Annotated in this window: 21 protein-coding genes, 4 tRNA genes and 1 other annotated feature; of the genes, 6 read left to right on the plus strand and 19 right to left on the minus strand. The window is 42.0% G+C overall.

What is annotated here, in order from left to right; translation table 11 throughout:
- Position 1: 1 nt before the first annotated feature.
- Positions 2-862, minus strand: coding sequence for an S-adenosyl-l-methionine hydroxide adenosyltransferase family protein (locus MKY11_RS19435; protein WP_342501718.1), 861 nt, complete (start codon positions 860-862; stop codon positions 2-4).
- 112 nt (positions 863-974) lie between these two features.
- Positions 975-1,245, minus strand: a binding site (T-box leader).
- 192 nt (positions 1,246-1,437) lie between these two features.
- On the opposite strand from MKY11_RS19435, the gene MKY11_RS19440 reads away from it, so the two are divergent.
- Positions 1,438-2,127: an ABC transporter permease subunit gene (locus tag MKY11_RS19440; RefSeq protein ID WP_008347476.1), complete on the plus strand. Its 690-nt coding sequence runs from the start codon at positions 1,438-1,440 to the stop codon at positions 2,125-2,127.
- On the plus strand, positions 2,128-3,009 hold the full coding sequence (locus tag MKY11_RS19445; RefSeq protein ID WP_017359972.1) for an ABC transporter ATP-binding protein: 882 nt from the start codon (positions 2,128-2,130) through the stop codon (positions 3,007-3,009).
- A 39-nt stretch (positions 3,010-3,048) separates the two neighbouring features.
- Here MKY11_RS19445 and MKY11_RS19450 read toward each other — a convergent pair whose 3' ends face one another.
- The 11 genes from MKY11_RS19450 to MKY11_RS19500 all read right to left on the minus strand — a co-directional run bounded on the left by MKY11_RS19450 (position 3,049) and on the right by MKY11_RS19500 (position 11,182).
- Positions 3,049-3,513 (minus strand): GNAT family N-acetyltransferase, encoded by a 465-nt coding sequence (locus MKY11_RS19450; RefSeq protein ID WP_017368440.1) that lies wholly within the window; start codon positions 3,511-3,513, stop codon positions 3,049-3,051.
- 68 nt (positions 3,514-3,581) lie between these two features.
- Entirely contained in the window at positions 3,582-4,769 is a 1,188-nt protein-coding gene (locus MKY11_RS19455; protein ID WP_342501719.1) for a S1C family serine protease, read from the minus strand.
- A gap of 81 nt (positions 4,770-4,850) precedes the next feature.
- Positions 4,851-5,645, minus strand: a complete 795-nt coding sequence (locus MKY11_RS19460; protein ID WP_007497388.1) for an MBL fold metallo-hydrolase — start codon at positions 5,643-5,645, stop codon at positions 4,851-4,853.
- A gap of 6 nt (positions 5,646-5,651) precedes the next feature.
- On the minus strand, positions 5,652-6,515 hold the full coding sequence (yycI, locus tag MKY11_RS19465; protein WP_024718467.1) for a two-component system regulatory protein YycI: 864 nt from the start codon (positions 6,513-6,515) through the stop codon (positions 5,652-5,654).
- A complete protein-coding gene (gene yycH, locus MKY11_RS19470) occupies positions 6,502-7,881 on the minus strand; it encodes a two-component system activity regulator YycH (protein WP_024718466.1) in 1,380 nt (459 codons plus the stop codon). Before yycH ends, yycI begins: the two co-directional genes overlap by 14 nt.
- A complete protein-coding gene (walK, locus tag MKY11_RS19475) occupies positions 7,871-9,709 on the minus strand; it encodes a cell wall metabolism sensor histidine kinase WalK (protein ID WP_007497390.1) in 1,839 nt (612 codons plus the stop codon). Before walK ends, yycH begins: the two co-directional genes overlap by 11 nt.
- Before the next feature lie 7 nt (positions 9,710-9,716).
- Positions 9,717-10,424 (minus strand): response regulator YycF, encoded by a 708-nt coding sequence (gene yycF, locus MKY11_RS19480; RefSeq protein ID WP_017359978.1) that lies wholly within the window; start codon positions 10,422-10,424, stop codon positions 9,717-9,719.
- Positions 10,425-10,771: 347 nt separating this feature from the next.
- Positions 10,772-10,844: transfer RNA gene (locus MKY11_RS19485), tRNA-Phe, on the minus strand.
- A 26-nt stretch (positions 10,845-10,870) separates the two neighbouring features.
- Positions 10,871-10,947: transfer RNA gene (locus MKY11_RS19490), tRNA-Asp, on the minus strand.
- 81 nt (positions 10,948-11,028) lie between these two features.
- Positions 11,029-11,100: transfer RNA gene (locus MKY11_RS19495), tRNA-Glu, on the minus strand.
- 6 nt (positions 11,101-11,106) lie between these two features.
- Positions 11,107-11,182: transfer RNA gene (locus MKY11_RS19500), tRNA-Lys, on the minus strand.
- 332 nt (positions 11,183-11,514) lie between these two features.
- Between MKY11_RS19500 and MKY11_RS19505 the strand changes: the two genes are divergently transcribed.
- Positions 11,515-12,039, plus strand: a complete 525-nt coding sequence (locus tag MKY11_RS19505; protein WP_039170410.1) for a peroxiredoxin family protein — start codon at positions 11,515-11,517, stop codon at positions 12,037-12,039.
- Positions 12,040-12,069: 30 nt separating this feature from the next.
- On the opposite strand, the gene MKY11_RS19510 is transcribed toward MKY11_RS19505, so the two are convergent.
- The 4 genes from MKY11_RS19510 to MKY11_RS19525 all read right to left on the minus strand — a co-directional run bounded on the left by MKY11_RS19510 (position 12,070) and on the right by MKY11_RS19525 (position 15,654).
- The gene (locus tag MKY11_RS19510) at positions 12,070-12,279 is read right to left on the minus strand and encodes a hypothetical protein (protein WP_024718463.1); all 210 of its coding nucleotides are present in this window, start codon (positions 12,277-12,279) and stop codon (positions 12,070-12,072) included.
- A 15-nt stretch (positions 12,280-12,294) separates the two neighbouring features.
- Entirely contained in the window at positions 12,295-13,428 is a 1,134-nt protein-coding gene (locus MKY11_RS19515) for a DUF418 domain-containing protein (RefSeq protein ID WP_342501720.1), read from the minus strand.
- A 133-nt stretch (positions 13,429-13,561) separates the two neighbouring features.
- A complete protein-coding gene (locus MKY11_RS19520; protein ID WP_007497400.1) occupies positions 13,562-14,857 on the minus strand; it encodes an adenylosuccinate synthase in 1,296 nt (431 codons plus the stop codon).
- A gap of 215 nt (positions 14,858-15,072) precedes the next feature.
- Positions 15,073-15,654, minus strand: coding sequence for a TetR/AcrR family transcriptional regulator (locus MKY11_RS19525; protein WP_285891435.1), 582 nt, complete (start codon positions 15,652-15,654; stop codon positions 15,073-15,075).
- A 137-nt stretch (positions 15,655-15,791) separates the two neighbouring features.
- Between MKY11_RS19525 and MKY11_RS19530 the strand changes: the two genes are divergently transcribed.
- On the plus strand, positions 15,792-16,997 hold the full coding sequence (locus tag MKY11_RS19530; RefSeq protein ID WP_342501721.1) for a cytochrome P450: 1,206 nt from the start codon (positions 15,792-15,794) through the stop codon (positions 16,995-16,997).
- 33 nt (positions 16,998-17,030) lie between these two features.
- Here MKY11_RS19530 and MKY11_RS19535 read toward each other — a convergent pair whose 3' ends face one another.
- The 3 genes from MKY11_RS19535 to MKY11_RS19545 form a co-directional block, all read right to left on the minus strand.
- Positions 17,031-17,444, minus strand: a complete 414-nt coding sequence (locus MKY11_RS19535; protein ID WP_024718459.1) for a VOC family protein — start codon at positions 17,442-17,444, stop codon at positions 17,031-17,033.
- A gap of 131 nt (positions 17,445-17,575) precedes the next feature.
- Positions 17,576-18,940, minus strand: coding sequence for a replicative DNA helicase (gene dnaB / locus MKY11_RS19540; protein ID WP_003214779.1), 1,365 nt, complete (start codon positions 18,938-18,940; stop codon positions 17,576-17,578).
- Positions 18,941-19,225: 285 nt separating this feature from the next.
- Positions 19,226-20,182 (minus strand): DUF4885 family protein, encoded by a 957-nt coding sequence (locus MKY11_RS19545; RefSeq protein ID WP_138279238.1) that lies wholly within the window; start codon positions 20,180-20,182, stop codon positions 19,226-19,228.
- Positions 20,183-20,291: 109 nt separating this feature from the next.
- Between MKY11_RS19545 and MKY11_RS19550 the strand changes: the two genes are divergently transcribed.
- On the plus strand, positions 20,292-21,149 hold the full coding sequence (locus MKY11_RS19550) for a hypothetical protein (protein WP_160758309.1): 858 nt from the start codon (positions 20,292-20,294) through the stop codon (positions 21,147-21,149).
- A 498-nt stretch (positions 21,150-21,647) separates the two neighbouring features.
- Positions 21,648-22,529, plus strand: a complete 882-nt coding sequence (locus MKY11_RS19555) for an alpha/beta hydrolase-fold protein (protein WP_274660416.1) — start codon at positions 21,648-21,650, stop codon at positions 22,527-22,529.
- The last annotated feature ends 185 nt before the right edge of the window (positions 22,530-22,714 follow it).

Below are 22,714 nucleotides of genomic sequence, written 5' to 3' on the forward strand. Positions count from 1 at the left end.
CTTATTCATATATAATGCGCGGAGCTTTGCGAATCGAAAGGCGCCAGCCTGTGCCTGTACCGATGTTATAAGCCTTTGCAAATGACCCTTGATTGATCGCCACGCCTAAATGATCGAGTGAATTGACATATACGAGTGGTTCGCCTACCTTTAAATCGGCAAAAGATCGTCCATAGGTCATGATATTTTTATACACATTTTTTGGCCCGTTGGCAATGGTAACTTCTATTGCATCCCCATAATTGATTGAAAGCTGTTCAAATAACGTATGATGAATGTTTGTCCATAGGTTTCCGAACCGCACATCTAAAATATCAATCGTCCCTGTGATCACTTCTTCTTCCGCATAAGCTTGTACGACTGGAAGGTGAATAATGTCCTCTATATTCGCCTTTGGCCCGACCTCTTCAAAAAAAATCACACCTGAAGCAATTCTCGCGCCTGTATAGGCGTAAATGTCTCTACCATGAAATGTATGTGATTTTCCTGACTTCGGCAGACGATTGATGGTTTCATCTAAATACCGAGCCTCCACGATGCCAATATCCTGTGCGACATGCGTAAGTGTCCCATTATCAGGTGTGATGATGTAGTGTGAGCTTGTTGTTTTGACGACAAGGCTCTTTCGCTCTGATCCAACGCCTGGATCAACAACGGAGACAAATACCGTTTCTTCCGGCCAATATGTAACCGTCTGAAGCAAGCGATAAGACGCTTCCCAAATGTCATATTGGGGAATGTTGTGAGTTAAATCAAAAATGCGGATGCCGCTGCTCACTGTATTGGCTACGCCGTACATTGCGCTGACCGCTCCATCATCAATACCGAAATCTGATTGTAAAACCAATGCATGTTCACTCATGTTAATCTCCCTTTCATTTGAAAAAATGGTTGTGGTGTTTCACGTGGAACATTTGAACATTTGTATGAAAAAAAAGTGGACAATAAAAAATACCCCATCCTTATCTATGAATCATAAGGACGAGGTATTTGTCTCGTGGTACCACCTTTATTTACTGTTTGCTCGCGCTAAACAGCCTCTACAAGTACAAAGCTCCAATTTGGCTCATATACTGTGGTTTTGATAACGAGTACCAACTCTCGTCGTCACCTACTAATATCATGGATATGTTCAGCACGAGGCTCAGAGACCATTTTTCGAATCATTATTTTTGCTTCTTTTCAGCTGCCGAAGCTCTCTGTGGAAAAATTGATGATTGTACTTTCTCTCGTCATTGCCTGTTTAACTATCTTGAATTAAAGCTATCATACATGATGTTTTTTGATAAATCAAGATATTTTTCTGAACATTTTTAAAAATGAGTTAACTGTTCTGGAAGAGTCTTCTTTTTTATAAAATTTAAGCAAATGTTAAAGAGCGAGATATGGTGTCTTTCTTTTCTAGCGGTATAATAAAGATGAAGGGAGGTACAGTGTGTGTGGACCATCTGTATGAATGAATTTAAGCAGCTCTTCAAAAGCACAAAATCCATCTTAACAATTGTTATTATTTTCATTTTATCTACTTTTGTATCAAGTCTTCCATTTATAGCTGCTTATCAAGGAAAGTGGGAACAGGCAAAGGACCCTTATTCCATTGGGAATGAACTAGTGATTTCGTTATTTGGTTTCTTCCTTATTTTTTTATTATCTCATGATATTTTGAGCCGCGAAATTCATTTGAAAACCATTCGTTTTCTCGTCAGCAAAACGACCCGTTTAAACATTGTCATCGGGAAATATCTTGGGCTGATGCTGTTTTGGCTCAGTTGCATTATGACCACATATATATTAAATATGGTGATTTCACATCGTTTTCTGTTCTCTGATGCCTTAAAAATATTAACGTTTATCAGTGTCGGCATCTCCTGTGCTTTGTTTTTGTCCATGCTCTTTCCAACACCACAGAAATCGATGTTTGTTGGCATGTTGTTTTCCTTTCTATTTCCAATCATGAGCATGATGTCTGTTCTTTCTTCAGAACGGTTGATTCACTGGTTCCAATACGTGACGCCTTATTATTATGCGCGCTGGAGTGAACCGCTGACCTATGTGCTGATGAATGCCGCATTGACTGTTGTCTTACTCGTTGGAACTGCACTACTGTTTCAGAGGAGGGATGTCTAAGTGCTTCACACAAAAGGGCTCACAAAAAAATATCGGACAAAAGTCGCAATAGATCATATTGATCTTGATATCCATCAAGGGGATATCTTCGGCCTCATTGGACCGAAGGGTGCTGGTAAGACAACCTTCTTTAATATCATTACAGGGATCTCCCGCCCCACCTCTGGCACGTTTATCATGATGAACATGACGTCGTTAAAAAAAGTACGTCATCATATCGGTGTTCTGCCTGAATATACAGATTTATATGAAGGGCTGACTGCTATTGAGCATATTGCCTATTTATCGAAAATTACGGGTACTCGCCAGAAAACGAGCTATTATGAAGAATTACTCGAATTTGTTGGCTTACATCGTTATCATCAAGAGAAAGTCGGTGCCTTTACACCTGGGATGAAGAAGCGGCTCGGAATGGCTCAGGCCATCGCTCATCGGCCTGACTTTATTTTACTTGATGAGCCTTTTGCGGATATTGATGCAGATTCTATCTTACATATCCAGCGGGTGATTGAATCGTTAAAATTTGAAGGAAAAACCGTCTTCTTAACAGCAGACGAGCCAAGGTTCACCCAGCCTATTTGTACCAAAACAGCTTTCATATCTGAAGGAAAAATCGTGTCCTCAAGTACTCATCCTCAAGAGAAAACCATCACGTCCTCAACCATTCGTGCCACCTTCAAGCATGCATGGATTGATGATGAGGTGAAGCCTGTTCTCACGCAGTACTTACAAAGTGTGGGAACAGACCTTGTGATCAGAGATGACGAGACCTCATTGTTGATTCGTTCAGAAGCTCAAGTCCCAGCCATCATCCGTGCGTTTGTGAAATGCAAAGTCGACCTATACCGAGTCACGGCGCAAGATGCCATGATGTCAACATAAAAAAGTACCGTACGCTCACTGCACGGTACTTCTCTTTTTTTATAAAGGTTTGCTCATGTAAATCCCAGTCTCAGCAAATCCCGTTTTCTCATAAAGTGAGCGGGCGATTTGATTATGGGCAAAGACATGCAGCGATAGTTTCTTCACACCTAATGACTTTGCCTGCTCTTCTAATGCCGTCATGGCCTGTTTTGCCAATCCTTTTCCTCGATACGCTTCAAACAAAATAAAATTATAAATAAATCCTTCATGCTGGGGATGATCTGGATCATAGCAAAGCCATACCCATCCAATGGCTTCTTCTCCATGTAAGATGTTCCACAACTCATGATCTTCTGTCTGAAGTCCTTCAGGAAGCAGCCGGTCAAATTGTTCCTCTGCGTTCTTTTGCGCTTCTTCCTGATTCCATGTCCCTGCGTGTACCTTTTCTTCTGCGTACCGCTTAATGGCCTTCTCTATCAAGACGTCATAATCTGTTTGCGACATTGGTAGTAATGTGACCAATCGTATCTCCCCCTTTTCTTTATCATATGCCGGGCATGTAAAAAAAGCCAGTCCCTTATAGGAACTGGCTAGCCACCGAACTGATCGGTTTGGGAAAGTTTGATCTCGACTGATTTTTTCTTTCCGCTTCGGTAAAATTGCACCTTTACCTTGTCGCCTACTTTCTTTTGATAAAGATATTTACGCAGATCGACGATGTTTTGTACTTCCTTGCCGTCAAACGACGTCACGACATCCAGCTCTTTTAACCCCGCTTTTCCTGCTGGAGACAAAGGCTCGACACTCATCACGACGACTCCGGTTGTGACCTTTGATGGCAGTTTTAACGTTTCCTGCCAATGATAGCTCGCAATATCTGCTAGTGATTTCATCCCAACACCAAGGTACGGACGCTTCACCTCTCCATAGCGCTCTAAATCCTCTATGACAGGGATCACCAGATTCGCAGGAATAGACAGCCCAATCCCTTCCACCTCTGACTCAGCAATCTTCATTGAATTGATACCGATCACTTTGCCATCCATATTGATCAAGGCTCCGCCGCTGTTCCCAGGATTAATGGCGGCATCCGTTTGCAAAACTTCCGCATTCCAATCCGTCTGTCCATCACCATTAGAATCAACAGGGATTGCACGCTCCGTTCCAGAAATCACACCTTGTGTGACGGAGCCAGCAAATTCAAGGCCTAATGGATTTCCAATGGCGATGACAGGCTCACCTGGTTTGACATGGTCTGAATTGCCGAAAGTGGCGGTTTTCTTGATCTTATCACTTTTGACCGTGAGTACCGCTAAATCCATAAGCTGATCACTGCCGACAAGATTTGCCCCGATCCTTGTCCCGTCCTGAAGGCTCACTTCAAGCTGGTTTGCGCCTTTGATGACATGATGGTTGGTCACGATATAAAAGGTGTCACCCTTTTTTTTATAAATCACACCTGACCCGCTGCCTGCTTCACCGCCTTCTTCCCAAAAGCTCGACTTTTGAATGTTAATGACGCCGACAACCGTATCCGACATACTCGATACCACTTTTGTGACCGCATCATTCACGTTCACATTGACGGTCTTTAAAGGGCCATCTGATGCCTGCTGATCTCCAGTTGACTGCCAGCCAAAGGGGCTGCCGCTTTGGCCAGACACATAGGGGAAAAAGAATCCCATTAAAAAAGCTCCTACCAATACACCGATCAGACCAGATAGGAAATATCCTTTTCTGCTTCGTCTCGGCTTCCACTCTACATCGCGATAATCCACTATGTTTCCTTCCTTTCAGTGAATAGATGATGTATATAGTGTTGGTAAGAAGCTCTTATCTTAATCATACGATTGTAAAAATCATACGGCGCAAAGCGGGGTTGCTTTTTTCGGGTCCGTATCATATAAATCAAAGCCGTCCCCTACAACAAAGCCCTTCATTTCAAGCGTCTGCTGGACCGCCATACGGGCTAAGTCCTTCATGTTGTTGTCTTGACTCAAGTGGGCCAAATAAATGCGTGAGGTGGCGTCTCCAATCACGTCTGTCATAGCAAGAGCTGCATCTTCATTGGATACGTGTCCGACATCGCTCAAAATTCTGCGTTTAATACTCCATGGGTAGCGCCCCATTTGCAGCATGCCGACATCATGGTTGCTCTCAAATACGAACGTATTGGCTGATTTAATAATCCCTTTCATCCGGTCACTCACATAGCCTGTATCCGTCATAAGGGCAAGTTTACGCCCGCCATAATGGAATACGTAAAACATGGGCTCTGCCGCATCATGTGATACGCCAAATGATTCAACATCGAGTCCGCCAAATGATTGAACCGTCTCCATATCAAAGTGGAATTTCTGCTCCGTATCCACTTTCCCAATATGTGACTCCATCGCCTTCCATGTTTTTGCATTTGCATAAACAGGAAGCTTGTACTTTCTTGCCATCACACCGAGTCCTTTAATATGATCTGAGTGCTCGTGTGTGACAAAAATTCCGTCCAAGTCTTCCGGCTTGCGATCGATTTGACCAAGCAGCTCTACCATCTGTTTGCCGCTTAAGCCCGCATCTACTAAAAAAGCATGCTCGTCTGTTTCTAAATAAAAAGCGTTCCCCGTACTTCCGCTCGCTAGTACACTGAACTGCAAGCTCATGTTCTCTCACTCCAATGAAGATTTGTCTTCTTTCTCTATATGATCAAGTGTTGAGCCATCAATGGCATTGATCAAATATTCTTCTTCTGTCTTTTTCTTTGAACCAGTTGCCACGCCTTCAATCTCTACTCGCCATACAGGAACCATTACTTGAGTGCTTGCACCTGGGTATTGCGTGTAGTAGCCTAGCTCCACTTTTTTCACTGTCGTGTTTTGGCTCAGCATATTTTGTGTATATAGGTCCTTCACCGTTTCAAGCGCCGGGACAAGGGTTTCTTTTCTCACTTCATTAATCGATGTCACCATCGACTGCCGATACGATACGACCTCGTTTTGATCGTTCACATCCAATGTGATCTTCCCGATGGTTTCGGTGTCATCAAGACCTTCTTGGAAGATGTATTTTCCTTTATACGTTTGGAAAAAGACGATTTCACCTGTTTCTTCATCGATGCTCCAGAGCTTATAATTCTTACCATCCAGTAAACGCTGGCTCACAAGATTGGTCGCTGCTGTTTTCATATCTTTTTTCGGCAATGCAACTGGTTTATTGAAGGTCATTTCAAGCAGGGTGACAGGATCATCTTTCTCGGTTTTCGGGAATGTGCTTTTCGTCTTTTGATCAGCTAATCCGTCGACATCCTTTTTCGTATATTGCTTTTTCTCAGCTGTAATGCGGTATCCAATCTTCGCTTCATCTGATAGATTGCCATATTTGATTCCGTCTGCCTTCATTTCTTCCAGCGTATCTGTTTTTTCGATAATCGCAAAATGATCGGTTGATCGCTTTTCAAAGTATTGAAAACCTAGAAAGATATCGAGAACGAGAAAGGCTAGGATAAAGATCGTTTTGGTCTTATTCCACTCCATGATTCTCGCTCCCCTCTGTCAGCAAATCATTCGATAAAATGACGGTTTTTCCGTTATATTTCATACACCATACCGGCTCTAGCCAGACAAACATCGCTTGATCCTGATCTGATGCCGTGGATGTCGCTTGATAGGCAGGGAAAATCTGTTCAATTTTCTCTAAGTCATCATACTTCGTCTGCTTGATGATCAAGTTTTTCAGCTCTGTCCCATTCATCAGTTTGACCTGTTCACTCTGACTCGCTTTGTTGCCGAGAATGTAGTTTGGACGCTTATAACTTAAGATGTCATCATTCGCCCATTGTACTTCAAGTGATGTCATACCAAATGGATGTTTTGTGCTGTTGACGATCGGCAGTCCATCCATAAACATATTAAAGGACAGCTGCTGGTTGCTGTTAATGCCGAAGTATTGATAATTATCGGTAAAACTTCCAGTATCATTGAAATATTTCACGCTTCGCTTGATCAAATCCCCCGTTTGGAATACGGTACTAGAATTGATATTACGATGCTGATATTGGATGCGGTGGTCTTTTTGATTTGCTTCAAGACGACTCGTTCCATCTGTATACACCGTCCGGTTTAAATTAGACTCCTCCCCAACTAGACTTGGGTCTGTAAACAAAGCGTCCTTGAATTTGCTTGTCTTAATCGTTTCGATAAAGAACATTTTCGCTTCAAGCTGCTTTTGCTTCTGCGGCAGCAGGAAATCTCGTTTTGAATTTGTAGAGAAAGTATATAGATCATAGCGCGGCATCTCGTTTTGAGCGGCTGCAATACTATCCATCAGATTACGATAGTTGGCAGATTCAATCGTTAGCTCAAGCACCGATTCCTTGCTGTATGAAACCAAATAGACTTTCTTATTGGCCTTATCCGGCTGAGCGAACGGCACAATCATCCGGTCAAACGAGTTGTATTCAATGGATTTATTCGGCCATTTAAACAGCGCTTGGAAAATATCAATCGGAATCGGATCATTGAACACAAGATCCAATGTTTTGCCTTGCCCCTCGCGTCCATAGAAGAAATTCTTAAATTTCTGCTCGGAATATTGGTCCGACACATCAGCAATCTCTTTGACATCCCACAGGCTCACATCATTCCAAAAGTTTTGGAAGAGTTCCTTTTGATCTACTTTGAAATGCTCTCCATTGGAATGGATGAACATCTCACGCGGCTTCACGACATCAATGAGACTCCGAGGCTCGTCGCTTGAAATCTTCTTCGTTTCCACGACCTGTGTGCCGGCATCCGCCTGATCCTGCATGACGGGCTGGAACATCCAAATATTCCACGTAAACACAAGACTGATCGCAATTAGGATTGTCAATATAATGGTTTTAAAGGTCTCACGCTTCATCCCAATCATCCTCTTGTTCTTCATTGTACGGAAGGGTAAAGGTTACCGTTGTTCCTTTTCCTTCAATGCTGTCAGCCCAAATATCTCCGCCATGAGCCTGAACCATTTCTTTTGCAATCGCAAGGCCTAGGCCGGTTCCGCCAAGCTTTCTTGTTCTTGCCTTATCCACTCGATAAAAACGTTCAAAGATTTTATCCATATCCTTCTTCGGAATACCGATTCCTTCATCTTTGACACTGAATAACACAAGACCTTGCTCCTCATCCAAATCGACAGTGAACGTAATGTGTCCACCCTCTGGCGAGTATTTCATAGCATTGGAAATGATATTATCGAGCACCTGAGTGATTTTATCTTGATCAATTTCCACATATATTTCACGCTGCGGCAAGTTGCGGATGAAATCGACATGCTGCTCCTTCGTCATTTCAAAACGATCAATGACGAGCGAGATAAACCTGATAAAATTCGTCCACTCACGATTGAATTGATAATCCTTGCTGTCGAATTTAGACAGCTGGAGCAGGTCATTCACAAGTCTAATCATGCGCTCTGTTTCATTTTGCGTGACACTGAGGAACCTTGGCGCAAGCTCTTTATCACCAATCGCACCTTCAGCGAGTGCCTCAAGATAGCTTCGCATCGTCGTAAGCGGTGTGCGCAACTCATGCGATACGTTCGCCACGAATTCACGACGTTCCGCATCAATTTTTTCCTGCTCGGTTACGTCATAAATGACTGCAATTAAACCATCAATTTTCCCATGCTCTTTCTGAATCACTGAGAAATTGACACGCAAAACAGACAACTGATCTTCGCGTTCAATTTCTAGCAGCATGGAGTCTTGATTTTCGACTAAATCTTCAAATGTATGAGTTTCTTCTAAGCCAAGCAAGGATGTGATCGGCATCTCTAGAGCTGTTTCACGTGAAACATTCAAAAGCTCTAGTGCCGGGCTGTTTAATAGAATAATGGCCCCGTTTTGATTCGTGGCAATGACGCCATCGGTCATATAGGCGATAACAGAAGAAAGCTTTTTCCTCTCACCCTCTGTCATCAGCTGCGCTTCCTCCAGCTCTCTCGTCAGATGGTTAAATGTCGTCGCTAGCTGACCAATCTCATCATGTCCATACTTTCGGACCTTTCTGGAAAAGTTCCCTTTGGCGAGCTCGATCGCTTGCTTTCTCATATCCGAAATTGGGTGTGTAATGGTTCTGAATATGAATATACCAAGTAGAGCGGTCGTCCCAAGTGCGATGAGTGTACCCGTCGCCAAAATGGTGTTGATCGTTCGCATTTGGTTAAAAACACTTTCCATGGATGAGACCACATAAATGACACCAACAGTTTCTTGGTTCTCATTTTTCACGGCTGTCGCTGATATGCGGACTCGTTTATTCGATTCTGGGTCATAGAATTTTTTCTCGTAGTCTTTGCCAACCGCGAAAATACGGCTAATGATTTGATCTGTGATTTTCTTCCCGGCAATCTCTTGACTGCCGTTATTCACAGAGGCAATGACCTCTCTGCTTTCGTCAATATAGCTGACTTCAGAAATTTCATTAGACTCATCTTTGTTGTTAAAATCGTTTAGTATCTTTTGAGCATCCTCTTTTAATTCTGCCTTGCTTTTCGATGAATCTTGTTCTAGGTAATACGATAACGAGTAGATTCGCTGATTCAAGGAATTATCATAGGAATTAATTAAGGACTGCTCTAGCTGCTTCACAAAGTACACGCCAATAATCTGCATGGCGACAATGATCAGCAGCACATAAATCAAGGTCAATTTAAAGTGAATCGAGCGAAAAAAACCTACTTTACTCATAAGAATCTTAGTCCTGCTCTGGGTTTCTTAAATAGTAGCCGACGCCTCGTCTTGTCACGATCCAGCTCGGGTGGCTAGGGTTGTCTTCAATTTTTTCACGAAGACGGCGGACTGTCACGTCTACTGTACGGACATCTCCGAAGTAATCGTAGCCCCAAACCGTTTGCAGTAAGTGCTCACGTGTCATGACTTGTCCAATATGTTTCGCTAAGTAATGAAGCAATTCGAACTCACGATGCGTTAGCTCAATCGTTTCGTCACGCTTAGACACGACATACGCATCTGGGTAGATCACAAGTGAACCAATCTCGATATCATTTGATTCAGATTCTTCCTCTGATTGCGGAGCAGCCGTCTGTCTTCTTAAATTTGCTTTTACACGTGCAAGCAGCTCGCGTGTACTGAATGGCTTTGTGACATAATCGTCCGCGCCAAGCTCAAGACCAATGACTTTATCGATTTCAGAGTCTTTTGCTGTCAGCATGATAATCGGCATGTCATATTTCTTTCTCACTTCACGGCATACTTCAACACCATCTTTGTTCGGCAGCATAATGTCGAGCAAAATAATGTCTGGCTTAATTTCTTCTACCATTTCAAGGGCCTCATTTCCATCATACGCACAATGAACCTCGTAGCCCTCTTTTCTTAAGTTAAATTCCAATATATCCGCAATCGGCTTTTCATCATCTACGACAAGAATCTTTTTTTCCATTGTGATTTCCTCCTGCATTTTTAGCATCTATGTCATTCCATTTTGCATGTCTCATTACGCCCTTTTCATTTACGAAAAAAAGGCTCACTGTCTATTATAACGTTTTACGAGGCAAAGATAAAAATAATAACGGCTTTCTTTGCTAGTAAACGTTGGATAGAAGAACTTCACCCAAAAGATTTGATGACTTTTTCCTTTTTTATTGAAACTTTTCCAGTCACCAAACGTCTATATACATGTAACGTCTTCTTCTTATGGAGCCGGGCCCTACCTAGGTCCGGCTTCTCCCTTTTTATGCCTTCTTTTCATAATAAAAACGCACCTGCGATTGCAGATGCGTTTGGAAGTGGCTCGGGACGGAATCGAACCGCCGACACACGGATTTTCAGTCCGTTGCTCTACCAACTGAGCTACCGAGCCATCATCAAAAGATGAATATGTATAAATGGCGGTCCGGACGGGACTCGAACCCGCGACCTCCTGCGTGACAGGCAGGCATTCTAACCAACTGAACTACCGGACCTCAGTAACTTGCCCGAAAAAGCAATCGTGGTGCTCCTTCAAGCAAGTGAGGAAAAATTAGCTTAACGCTAAAGTAAATCAATGACCCGTACGGGATTCGAACCCGTGTTACCGCCGTGAAAGGGCGGTGTCTTAACCGCTTGACCAACGGGCCAAAACATGGTGAGCCATGAAGGACTCGAACCTTCGACCCTCTGATTAAAAGTCAGATGCTCTACCAACTGAGCTAATGGCTCTCGGTTTGTGAAAAGTGAATCTGAAGAAGCTGTATTGCGTCAAACCAATCGCTTTAAAAGCTGGAAAATCGCATCTTAACAAGTTTCAGAGACCTTTGCAACAACGAGATTTATAATATCATAGAGTAATTACATATGGCAATACGTTTTTCGACATTTTTTTAAAAAAAGTGTCGGATTTGATATCTTCTGCTAAATCGCCTAATTCTGCAAGCGCCTTCATTCAATCAATGGCTACTGCCCAATCCAGCACACAGAAACGTTTGATTCCGACCAATATTGGTTATACAAGAAACAAACAGCATGGTGATTGAAAAAGGAGGAAGCATAGGATGAGTTCATTTAAATTAGGAGATAAAATGCCCGATTTTTCACTGCCAACAGTGCAGGGCGATCACATTGAGTTTTACAAACATTTAGAGGAGCATCAAAGCTGGCACCTTATCGTTTTCTTTAGAGGATCATGGTGCCCAGTATGTGTCGAGGAATTAAAAGAGCTGGAAAAACAGCAATCCTATTTTCAAGAAAAGGATATTCACTTAATGACGATTTCAACGGATAATCCTGAAGACTTAAAAGAATTTGCAGACAAAGAGGGACTTTCTTTCCCCATCATGTCTGACCAAGACCTCACATCATTGAAAGCCTATGAAGTCTTCTATCACGGGGAAGATGCCCCATATGAAGATCACGGGGTGCACGGAGAACCTGCCTATTTCTTATTAAATGAAAAAGGCCAAGTCCTCTATCAGCAAAGACAAACAAGTCCATTTGGCAGACCGCATGCCAACGAACTGCGCAAAATCATTCAATACATTCGTAAAAATTTAAAAGGCCAATATAAAAGCCTAAAATAAAAAAGAAGCTCTCATCAGAGGGCTTCTTTTTTATGAATGTTTTTTATTGTATAGCCAATCTGCGGTGAAAAACACAAGAAGACCTGTCATTAAAATCACAAAAGTCACAGGTGTACTCTCACCTTGAAAAAAAGCGTAAGACGCATGTCCTCCTAATGCTAGAAGATAAAAAACAAACGCCGATCCTGCTGCTTTTTGTGCATTGGCTTGTTCTCTTTTCGTCGTTTTTTTGAAAAACATTGTATCTATTCCCCTTTAAGATGCTTTCTTCATTGTCACACGGCGAAGTGCCCGTGATCGGATATACTCCATTGGCCCAATTCGCCAGACGTGTAAGCAAAGGGCTGAAATCGCGATTTGCAGCAGGGAGATCAACAACCATGACAAGACGATAAGGGGCGCATTGATTTGACCGCCAAGACCCAATCCCCAGCTGTAAAAAAGAAGCGAGCAGATGACATTTTGCAGGATATAGCAGCTAAGCGCCATTTTCCCTACATATTCAAACCAAGTCCACATGAACCATGACTCCGTGCGTGCTAGAAGCTTCGCCACGACAGCAATATAGAAAATAGAGAGGAATGGCGAAAACACATAGCGCACCACAAATTCTACTATGTCATTTGGTACGAAGACGAGCGCATTCAGCGGCAGTCCAATCCACAAACCCATTCGGAACAATATTTTCCGCAGAGATTGCCCACGCTCATTTGCATAAAATACACCGGCTCTCATCATCCGCACACCTAATAAAAACAAAAAGGTATTCATTGGGATAATAAAGATCGCTTCTTCTCGATACATCAAAAAGTGCTGTAATCGGTCTTGAACTTGAGATATCCATGTCTCCGGCAGTTGTTCTTCGTACGCTGGTTCACTGCTCTCGTCATAGGGTTCATTTTCCAATTCAGAGAAAGAAAATACAACGAGAAAAGCCGTCACCAACAAATGAATGACACCCGAGACAATCATGCCTTTTTTGATGCGCCGACTTCCTCCACGGACAATAAACGCCACAAGCAAACCCGTGACGGCGTAACTCATGAGCACATCATATTCCATCACTAGCGCAAAATGGACAAAGCCTTCAATCAATAAGAATAAAAGAATCCATAAATATGTACCCGGCCAAGTCATATTTTTTCTTTTCGCCTGCTGGTATTTCAGCTCTAGCCCTACACCAAACATGATCGTAAGCAACGATAGCATTTTGCCATAAACGAACATAGAGACAAGACTTTCAAGAAAACTACCATTTTCATATTCATCCGCAATCTGATCTGTCGCAAAGGTATCCCCTGCGTATGCAAAAAACCAGACGTTTGTACCCAATGTACCTAATATCGCAAAACCTCGTAAAATATCTAATAATCGTATTCTTTCTTTCACTAGAACGCTCCTTCCCTTTTATACAGTTATCATATTTTGGTAATGACAGGAAGAGCGTTCCGTAGAAATTAAGGAATATTTAAACAAAAAAAGACACCAGTAAAATGTGTGATTTTACTGGTGTCTGATCAGTCTATAATGATGGACGGTACACGCTGCGGACAACGTTCGTTTGGGAACGGTCTGGTCCGACTGAGAAAATAGAAAGTGGAATACCTGTTAATTGTGAAATGCGCTCTAAGTAATGACGGGCATTTGCAGGCAGTTCACTTAAATTCTTCACGCCTGTAATATCCTCTGTCCAACCTGGCATTTCTTCGTAGACAGGTTCACATTTCGCTAATTCATTAAGGCTTGCTGGGAATTCTTCAGTGATTTCTCCGTTCAATTTATAAGCAACACAGATTTTCAATTTCTCAATCCCTGTCAGTACATCGATGGAGTTAAGAGATAAATCTGTAATTCCGCTCACACGGCGCGCATGACGGACAACAACACTGTCAAACCAGCCAACACGACGCGGGCGGCCAGTTGTCGTACCGTATTCACGGCCAACTTCACGGATTTGATCGCCAATTTCATCATGGAGTTCTGTCGGGAATGGGCCATCACCTACACGAGTTGTGTAAGCTTTTGATACGCCGACCACATGTTGAATTTTCGTAGGACCTACACCAGAACCAATCGTCACGCCTCCAGCCACTGGGTTAGATGACGTCACGAACGGATATGTCCCTTGATCGATATCAAGCATAACGCCTTGTGCCCCTTCAAAAAGAACACGGCGGCCTTCATCTAGAGCATCGTTCAATACAACAGATGTGTCCACGACATATTTTTTCACTTGCTGACCATATTCATAATACTCATCTAAAATATCTTCAATTTTGAAGCCTTCTGTGTCGTACATTTTCTCTAAAAGACGATTTTTCTCTTCTAGATTACGGGCAAGCTTCTCTTCAAATACTTCACGATCTAATAAATCTGCGATACGGATTCCGACGCGGGCAGCTTTGTCCATATAAGCTGGTCCGATTCCTTTTTTCGTCGTACCGATCTTGTTAGCCCCTTTCCGCTCTTCTTCTACCTCGTCCAATTTTAAGTGATAAGGCAGAATGACATGGGCTCTATTGCTGATTCTGAGGTTATCTGTACTCACATTCCGTTCGTGAAGATACGCAAGCTCAGTGACCAACGCTTTAGGATCAACCACCATTCCATTACCGATGACACAAGTTTTCTCTTTGTAAAAAATACCGGACGGAATGAGGTGTAGCTTGTAAGTCACTCCATCAAATTTGATTGTGTGACCTGCATTGTTTCCCCCTTGATAACGGGCAATCACCTCTGCATTTTCTGAAAGGAAATCGGTAATTTTCCCTTTCCCTTCGTCACCCCACTGCGTACCTACTACGACTACTGAAGACATATCGTGCACCTCCGTTAACCTTTCAAAACGTTATCTCTTTCAAACACATTTATTTTATCAATGCACACTGAAAAAGTCAACGTGAAATCCGAACATTAATATCTCGAAATCAAATTTTGTTCGTTTTACATGTGAGGAAAAGCGCTTTAATTGCTCATTCTACGCTTAACAAGAAGATTTCGATCAAAATTACTGTTTTTCTCATTTCCGTTTGTTCAGTGATTTTCAATCAATTGAATCATCGAACTTGCCATAAAGTCGGGTGAATATGGTCTGCCTTTTCTCAGCCACCACTCAGCTGTTCCAACATAAGCAGAAATGACAAATTGCTTCTGCATCTCGAGAGGAACGTGTTGTGGATCAGGTGGTGAACCTGTGACTTCTTCTAGCCCTAAAGTAAAGCTTTCTTCAAAAAAAGCACTGGCCGTCTGATGAATATTAAGCTCTCTTCCCCTTTTCAAGAGAATCTGATACTCCTCTTCATGTTCCTGCAAATGCTGATAAAAGCGGTAAATATACACATATGCTGCATGATCGCTCTTCCACTCATTTTCATGTACAGGAGCAAAAATAGCGGTTTTCATGACATCAAACATCTCATCCATGACCTGCTGAGCTAAGTCAAACTTATCCTCATAATGCTGATAGAAGGTGGTGCGGTGGATTCCTGCCTTGTTCGTCAAATCTTGTACAGAAATCTTCCCCCATTCCTTCTCCTTTAATAACTGAAATAATGCTTTTCTTAATTGTTGCTTTGATTCAGTTGCGCGCTTATCCCCTCTGTAGCAGTCCGCCACAAGCCGCTCTCCCCTTCCCATTTTCTTCAACAGATTTCGCTTTTCTGTTGGTTGAATCCTTTCTCCTGATGAATTACCTTTAAATCTAACACAGTGAAAAAAAGGAATCATCTGACAACCCATAAGGAGTGATGATCATGGAAACAACAACACCTAGTGCCGTTCAAAAAGCGTTATTAAGAGGGAAAAATAAGCAGGACCCGTATCACCCATTTGATTGGTACGCCAAAATGCGTCAAGAATCTCCTGTTCATTTTGATGAACACAGCCAAACATGGAGTGTCTTCACCTATGAAGAAGCAAAGCGCGTCACCATCGATAAAGATACCTTTTCTAGTCAACCTCCTCAAGACCACCGGAAACATTCACTGATGAAAACAATGGTCATGATGGACCCGCCAAAACATACACGAATCCGCTCCATTGTAAGCAAAGCTTTTACACCCCGGGTGATGAAATTGTGGGAACCACGCATTAAAGAGTTAATGGATGATCTCATTGCACAAATAGAAGGTAAGGAAGAGATTGATCTTGTTCAAGACATCTCCTATCCGCTTCCTGTGATTGTCATTGCAGAGCTTTTAGGTGTGCCAACAGAACATAAACAATCCTTTAAAGAATGGTCCGATATTCTCGTCAGCATGCCTAAAAGTGAAGAAGAAAGAGATGTCGTTGAATGGCAGAAAACACGGGATCAAAGCGAAGCGGACATGATGGCGTTTTTTGCTGACATCATTGAAGAGAAGCGGCAGAACCTTAGTGATGATTTGATTTCGCTTTTAATTCAAGCGGAGGAAAATGGAGACAAGCTGTCCGCAGACGAATTAATTCCTTTCTGCAATCTGCTCCTGTTAGCAGGCAACGAAACGACCACCAACCTGATCTCCAATATGATCTTTAGTTTGTTAGAAAATCCGGGGTCGTATGAAGCGCTCGCTCAATCACCTGACCTCATTCCTCGTGCTGTGGAGGAGGCTGTCCGTTTTCGTGCCCCTGCGCCTACCATCGTCCGGTATGTCACAGAAGACACCGAACTTGGAGGGAAAGTCTTGAAAAAGGGAGACAGTGTGATTGTCTTTCTTGCGTCTGCGAACCGGGATGAGCGTCAATTTCCAAACGCACATGAGTACGATATACACCGGCACCCTAATCCTCATATTGGCTTCGGCCACGGCATTCATTTCTGCCTAGGCGCACCACTTGCTCGCCTGGAAGCCTGCACTGCCATCAAAGCCATACAGTCACGATATGAATCACTAGAGCTTCTCTCTTACGTCCCAATGACAAGCAGCGGTATGTATGGACTAAAAGCACTGAAGCTCCGTGTCACGCCTCGTTCCTAACAATCTGAGACTCTCACAAGATGGGAGTCTTTCTTAATCAGGTGTAATTCCTTCTGTATTCATGAGCACCACTCGATATCCATCTGGATCTTCAATCGTCACGCCTCCTCGATCCCAGTACGGGTTTGTAGAGGTGACATGCCGTCCGCCAGATGCGATCAGTCTCTTTTTCATCTGCTGAAATTCTTCTTCATCCGGAATATAGAATACAAGCAGTTGCTCTGGGTGGGGAACAGGCAAGCTTTCGTCTTCTTCATGTTTGGTGATTTCCAGATGAACATGCTGGTGAGGAAGCCCAAGCATGACCCCATCATACCCTTCATGCTGATCAAATGAGCCTATTCGTTTCAGCCCTAAACCTTCTTCATAAAAAGAAACAACCTCTTTCATGTTGACGGTCGGACGTGCGATGCGTAATTGAGCGGCTTCGAATTGTTGAAACTTCATCAGTCATCACTCCTTTTCTCTCCCTTTAGTATACGCTCTCTTTTTCTCCCACTCCTCCTCATTTCGACTGTTTTCCAGTCATTCTTTCGATGTAGATGGATCAAAAAAAGCCCAGCTTCTTGAGCTGGGCTTTAAGCACCGGGCGGAACACCCGCATCGTCAAATCTTCTTTCTAAGTTGACGAATTTGTTATATTCTTTCACGAACGCCAGTGATACCGTTCCAACTGGACCGTTACGCTGTTTCGCAATAATAATTTCAATAATGTTCTTATTCTCTGATTCTTTGTCATAGTAATCATCACGATAAAGGAACGCCACAATATCGGCATCCTGCTCAATACTTCCTGATTCACGAATATCAGACATCATCGGACGTTTGTCCTGACGCTGCTCTACCCCACGAGAAAGCTGTGATAAGGCAATGACTGGCACTTCAAGTTCTCTTGCTAGTGACTTTAAAGCCCTAGAAATTTCAGATACCTCTTGCTGACGGTTATCGCTTGATCGTCCACTCCCTTGGATGAGCTGTAAGTAGTCAATCAGGATCATGCCAAGCCCGTTTTCTTGCTTCAAACGGCGGCATTTCGAGCGAATTTCACTGACTCTAATGCCAGGTGTATCATCAATGAAAATCCCACTGTTTGATAGCGAACCCATCGCCATTGTCAGCTTACCCCAGTCCTCTTCTGTGAGGTTACCGGTTCTTAGGTTTTGTGCATTGATATTTCCCTCGGCACAAAGCATACGCATGACCAGCTGCTCAGCGCCCATCTCTAAACTAAAGATGGCGACACTTTCATCTGTCTTGGTCGCAACGTTTTGTGCAATATTTAACGCGAAGGCTGTTTTCCCTACGGACGGACGAGCCGCTACAATAATCAGGTCATTTCGCTGGAAGCCAGCTGTCATCCGGTCAAGCTCTGAGAAACCCGTTGGAATCCCAGTGATATCACCTTTTCGATTATGAAGCTGTTCAATATTATCATATGTCTGAACAAGAACGTCCTTAATGTTTTGGAAAGCTCCTGAGTTTTTACGCTGAGCCACTTCCATAATGGTTTTTTCAGCATCACTCAATAGATCTTCTACTTCATCCTCACGCGTATATCCATCCTGTGCAATGGTTGTCGCTGTACGGATCAGACGTCTTAAAATGGATTTTTCTTCTACAATTTTTGCATAATATTCAATGTTTGCGGCAGTTGGGACAGAGTTCGCAATATCTGTTAAATACGAAATCCCGCCTACCTCTTCTAGTAAGTCTGTATTGGCAAGTTCTGATGTCACCGTGACAAGGTCAACCGGTTCCCCTCTATCACCAAGTACAAGCATCGCATTGTAAATCTTTTGATGCGACATTCTATAGAAATCCTCTGGAATTAATACTTCAGAAGCGAGCGTTAGCGCAGATGGTTCTAAAAAAACAGCACCTAATACGGCCTGCTCGGCTTCTATATTTTGCGGCGGCAGCCGGTCATCGAGAAGTTCCGTCATGCCAAGCACCGTCCTTTCATAAAAAAATACGCTACTCATCATTTTAACATTTTCATCAATAAAAAAGTGAAAAACATCAACTATAGTCAAAATTACCATGTGGTTGTTTCATTGAACAGCGAAACAACACACTTCAAATAGAAAAGACTCTGTAACATAAATTGTTATAGAGTCCTTTGTATCGCTAATGGGATTTGTAGCTGATGTTGTTCACACATGTGATCGATACTCCAACATGGCATGAACACGCACATGATCAAATATTGAAAATATCAGGTGCGTTTTTTAATCTATCGTTTTCTTAACTCCGTAATTCACCTTTTGTCCAATGTCATATAAAGACCCGTTTTCATACCCAATAGATAGCACCAAATCAGGAATAGAATCATACCCGTTCTTCGCTAGATCAAAGAGCTGTGCACCATAATGTGATGCAGCAATACGGGCATTTTCTGCTGTGTATGGGTTTTTCAGAAGTTCTTCTTTGTAGATATCGAAAATATTCGCTCCGGTATCCGTTACAAATTGACCGTTTACAATGCTTAAATCTTTTAAATTGTAGCCTGTTACCGTTTTGATTTGATTGACAAGGTGAAACTTTGCAAGTGTATCCGGCGTGAATTGAGTCGAATCATCATTTCTACTTTTCATAATATGAAAAAATAGTTCTCTGGTATTGTTGCTTGTATTCAATATGTCTTCTATTTGTTTGACCAGCGACTCGTCAGTTGATCCACTCACCACTAATTTAAAATGATTCGGATCAATGGTAAAAGTTAAATTAGCATTTTTAGGAATGTTCAAACCATTGGTAGAAAACAAAGCTTGCAGTTGTTCGTTCACCTTCTGACGATTTAATAGTTTCTTTTCTACACTTTCTTGGGTAGGATCGTACCGTTTTTCATTACGGAAAATAGCATCATTGAAGTCATATTGTCCACCTTTATTATTCCTTGCCCAACTCATTTCCATCGTATAAGCAGCTTCTCTCTCCACTTTAGTTAGATCACTTCTGAAATAAGAAGAGTATGGATTTCGATACTTATCATATATATGACTCTGAGGATCTTTGAATCGTTTATTTTGTTCATTTATTTTTTCGTATTTTTCATCTAATATTTTCATTCGTCTATCAGATTCGGTCATCACTTCGTTTGTACTTTTAATAGCTGATTGACCTTTAGCGTCTATTTGGTTCAAATTGTTCGAAGCACGGGCTGTATATGAAGTATTAATATTCATTTTGATTCTCCTTTTTTAAGAAAATAGTGATTATTAAATATATCGGCATTTCAGTTAAAATTTGTTAGTTCAATGTCGATATAGTAATTATTACAAGGAGGGTTAATATATGACAAATACTATCTTTAAACGTTTATTATTACCAGCATTATTATTGGCGCTTGTTACTAGTTTTTTTGCACCTACTTCAGCGGAAGCAGCAATTACGGGGAATAACAGCCCTAACACTGCAAGTTCAATGGGATATTGGAAAAATAGTCGTTCAGACACGACAATCTTACCTGAAGGTGAAAATGAAGCGTATTATCAGTTTACGATCAATAAAGGTGAAAGAGTTTATGTCAGAAGTTCATATAATAAGCAATATACAGGGATGAACATCGAGGTGTATAATTCGAAATATTCTAGGACAGGATCCGAAGTTATAAATCCTGATTCAGTAACGCCTTTTATTTTTGCAAATACTGGTGACGTGACTTCAACTTCAGAAACGTATTTTGTGAAAGTAACCCGTGGTACATATACCGGTAACATGTATTTTACTGTTTCCATTGAAGATCGTATTAAATCTGGAAATGGGACATTCAATTTTACAGGGACTGCTACGAACTTGGGGAATTCTTCTTTAAATTTTTTAGGAGTTGACTCTTCAGTCATTACAATGGATTTAACGAATAATTCCACAGTTCCTAAACGCGCTGTAGTTAAATCAATTACGACAACTAGCACTCAAACACCCAACCAAGGGAATGTCACACACAAACTGATGGCTAGTGATAGTAACATTTGGTATCAATCACTTTTCTCCTCTGCAACAAGTGGTTCTTATCGTATATCTCTGGATGATCAATTAAGAGTCGCTCAAAAATGGAGCTTTAAGTACAACGCAAAAGCTACGGCGAGATCTACTATGAGCAATGTCAAAGCCGATATCCGTTACGAATATGATGTCACAGATGGATTTTAAGTGAATGATGTTAACAGATATATACACCAATTGATCAACAAGTAAGGGCACATCCCTTACTTTTTTTATTGCCTCATTTTTGATGCTATATGTTATTTCGCCACTTTTAAAACAGCCCCTCCTCTTTCAACACGCTCTCTAGCAGAACCTTGACTGACCATTTCATTTTGTTATGAATGAAAATGTTAAAAAGAAGAGTAGTGTATTTTTGTATGAAAGGACGGTGCTTGGTATGGCGGAACTTCTCGATGACCGGCTGCCGACGCAAAATATAGAAGCAGAGCAGGCCGTATCAATTAATTGGACAAAATTAACATTTATACAACTTTATGAACATTTGACTTTATAATTAATAACTATTATTATTTGGTTTGCTCACATGATAATTGAGAATCATTTTCATTTGAAGTTTTCAGGTAATACTCTCATCCAACCAATATTCACAAGTCTGCTTTTATCACCATATGAGGATCATTTTGAGGAAGGGAATTTTTATATATGTTGAAACGCCCTGAAGGAATGGGTACTGAGAATTCACTTTTCGGAGAAAGCCGTCCCTTTTTTATACCTGGGACGGAGCAACTAGATATCACAGCACACCCATACAGACTTTTTATATTTAAACCGACTACCACTCCTCCCGCAACTGGTTTTCCAGTCATGTACGTGCTTGATGGGAATTCACTTTTTGGCACAATGGTCGAAGCCATCCGTTTACAGTCAAGAAGACCTGAAAAAACAGGTGTCGCACCTGCTATCATTGTTGGAATTGGCTATCAAACAGAAGAACCCTATCATCCGCTTAGGCATTATGATCTCACTCTTACCGCCCCTGATGCTTCCATTGGGAGGAAAAGAAAGGACTTCTCCAACCATACATATGGCGGCGCTTCTACTTTCTTTTCTTTTTTAGAAAAGACGGTAAAGCCCTATATCGAACAACGCTTTCCAATCAACCAAAGTCGTCAAACACTGTTTGGGCATTCTCTTGGCGGTCTTTTTGTATTACACACACTATTTGAGCACCCTGATGCTTATCAGACATATATTGCAGGGAGCCCTTCTATCCACTGGAACAAAAAATTATTTCTAGAAAAAGAACACCAATTCACCAACTATATACGTCAGGTGCCTATGGATGTCAGGCTGCTTGTAGGTGTAGGTGAGTTAGAAAAACATCATCCATGTCAAATGAATGATCATGCCCATTCACTAGCAAATCGAATGTTGCCTTTATCGCCATACGGCTTGCATACGGCCTATCACGAGTTCCCTGAAGAAGGACATACGTCCGTTTTGCCAGTGCTGATGAATTATGCTTTTCGTTTTGCACTCTATCATGATGATCCTTTAACAACCACAGATATGAAAAAAAGCTAGTGAACACACGAAACATAGTGACCTATCTCAAAAGATTGCCCTTATCACAGGCGCAGGACGGACAACGAATACAAGTGTTTCTCTATACCCTACGCACCCTGATCTCCATCAGGGTGCTTTTTTGACAGAATAAACACACCATTTTCCAGCTCTTTCTGATACAATTCAATTGAGAATATTTATCA

The organism is Bacillus sp. FSL W7-1085 (genome assembly GCF_038595035.1).
GTDB classification, from domain to species: Bacteria; Bacillota; Bacilli; order Bacillales; family Bacillaceae; genus Bacillus; species Bacillus altitudinis.

Bases quoted from the DNA above. Each gene is read 5' to 3' on its own strand.
- MKY11_RS19435 (WP_342501718.1), bottom strand. From the start codon at position 862: ATGAGTGAACATGCATTGGTTTTACAATCAGATTTCGGTATTGATGAT.
- MKY11_RS19460 (WP_007497388.1), bottom strand. From the start codon at position 5,645: ATGAGCTTGCAGTTCAGTGTACTAGCGAGCGGAAGTACGGGGAACGCT.
- yycI (WP_024718467.1), bottom strand. From the start codon at position 6,515: ATGGAGTGGAATAAGACCAAAACGATCTTTATCCTAGCCTTTCTCGTT.
- yycH (WP_024718466.1), bottom strand. From the start codon at position 7,881: ATGAAGCGTGAGACCTTTAAAACCATTATATTGACAATCCTAATTGCG.
- walK (WP_007497390.1), bottom strand. From the start codon at position 9,709: ATGAGTAAAGTAGGTTTTTTTCGCTCGATTCACTTTAAATTGACCTTG.
- yycF (WP_017359978.1), bottom strand. From the start codon at position 10,424: ATGGAAAAAAAGATTCTTGTCGTAGATGATGAAAAGCCGATTGCGGAT.
- MKY11_RS19505 (WP_039170410.1), top strand. From the start codon at position 11,515: ATGAGTTCATTTAAATTAGGAGATAAAATGCCCGATTTTTCACTGCCA.
- MKY11_RS19510 (WP_024718463.1), bottom strand. From the start codon at position 12,279: ATGTTTTTCAAAAAAACGACGAAAAGAGAACAAGCCAATGCACAAAAA.
- MKY11_RS19520 (WP_007497400.1), bottom strand. From the start codon at position 14,857: ATGTCTTCAGTAGTCGTAGTAGGTACGCAGTGGGGTGACGAAGGGAAA.
- MKY11_RS19530 (WP_342501721.1), top strand. From the start codon at position 15,792: ATGGAAACAACAACACCTAGTGCCGTTCAAAAAGCGTTATTAAGAGGG.
- MKY11_RS19535 (WP_024718459.1), bottom strand. From the start codon at position 17,444: ATGAAGTTTCAACAATTCGAAGCCGCTCAATTACGCATCGCACGTCCG.
- dnaB (WP_003214779.1), bottom strand. From the start codon at position 18,940: ATGACGGAACTTCTCGATGACCGGCTGCCGCCGCAAAATATAGAAGCC.
- MKY11_RS19545 (WP_138279238.1), bottom strand. From the start codon at position 20,182: ATGAATATTAATACTTCATATACAGCCCGTGCTTCGAACAATTTGAAC.
- MKY11_RS19550 (WP_160758309.1), top strand. From the start codon at position 20,292: ATGACAAATACTATCTTTAAACGTTTATTATTACCAGCATTATTATTG.
- MKY11_RS19555 (WP_274660416.1), top strand. From the start codon at position 21,648: ATGTTGAAACGCCCTGAAGGAATGGGTACTGAGAATTCACTTTTCGGA.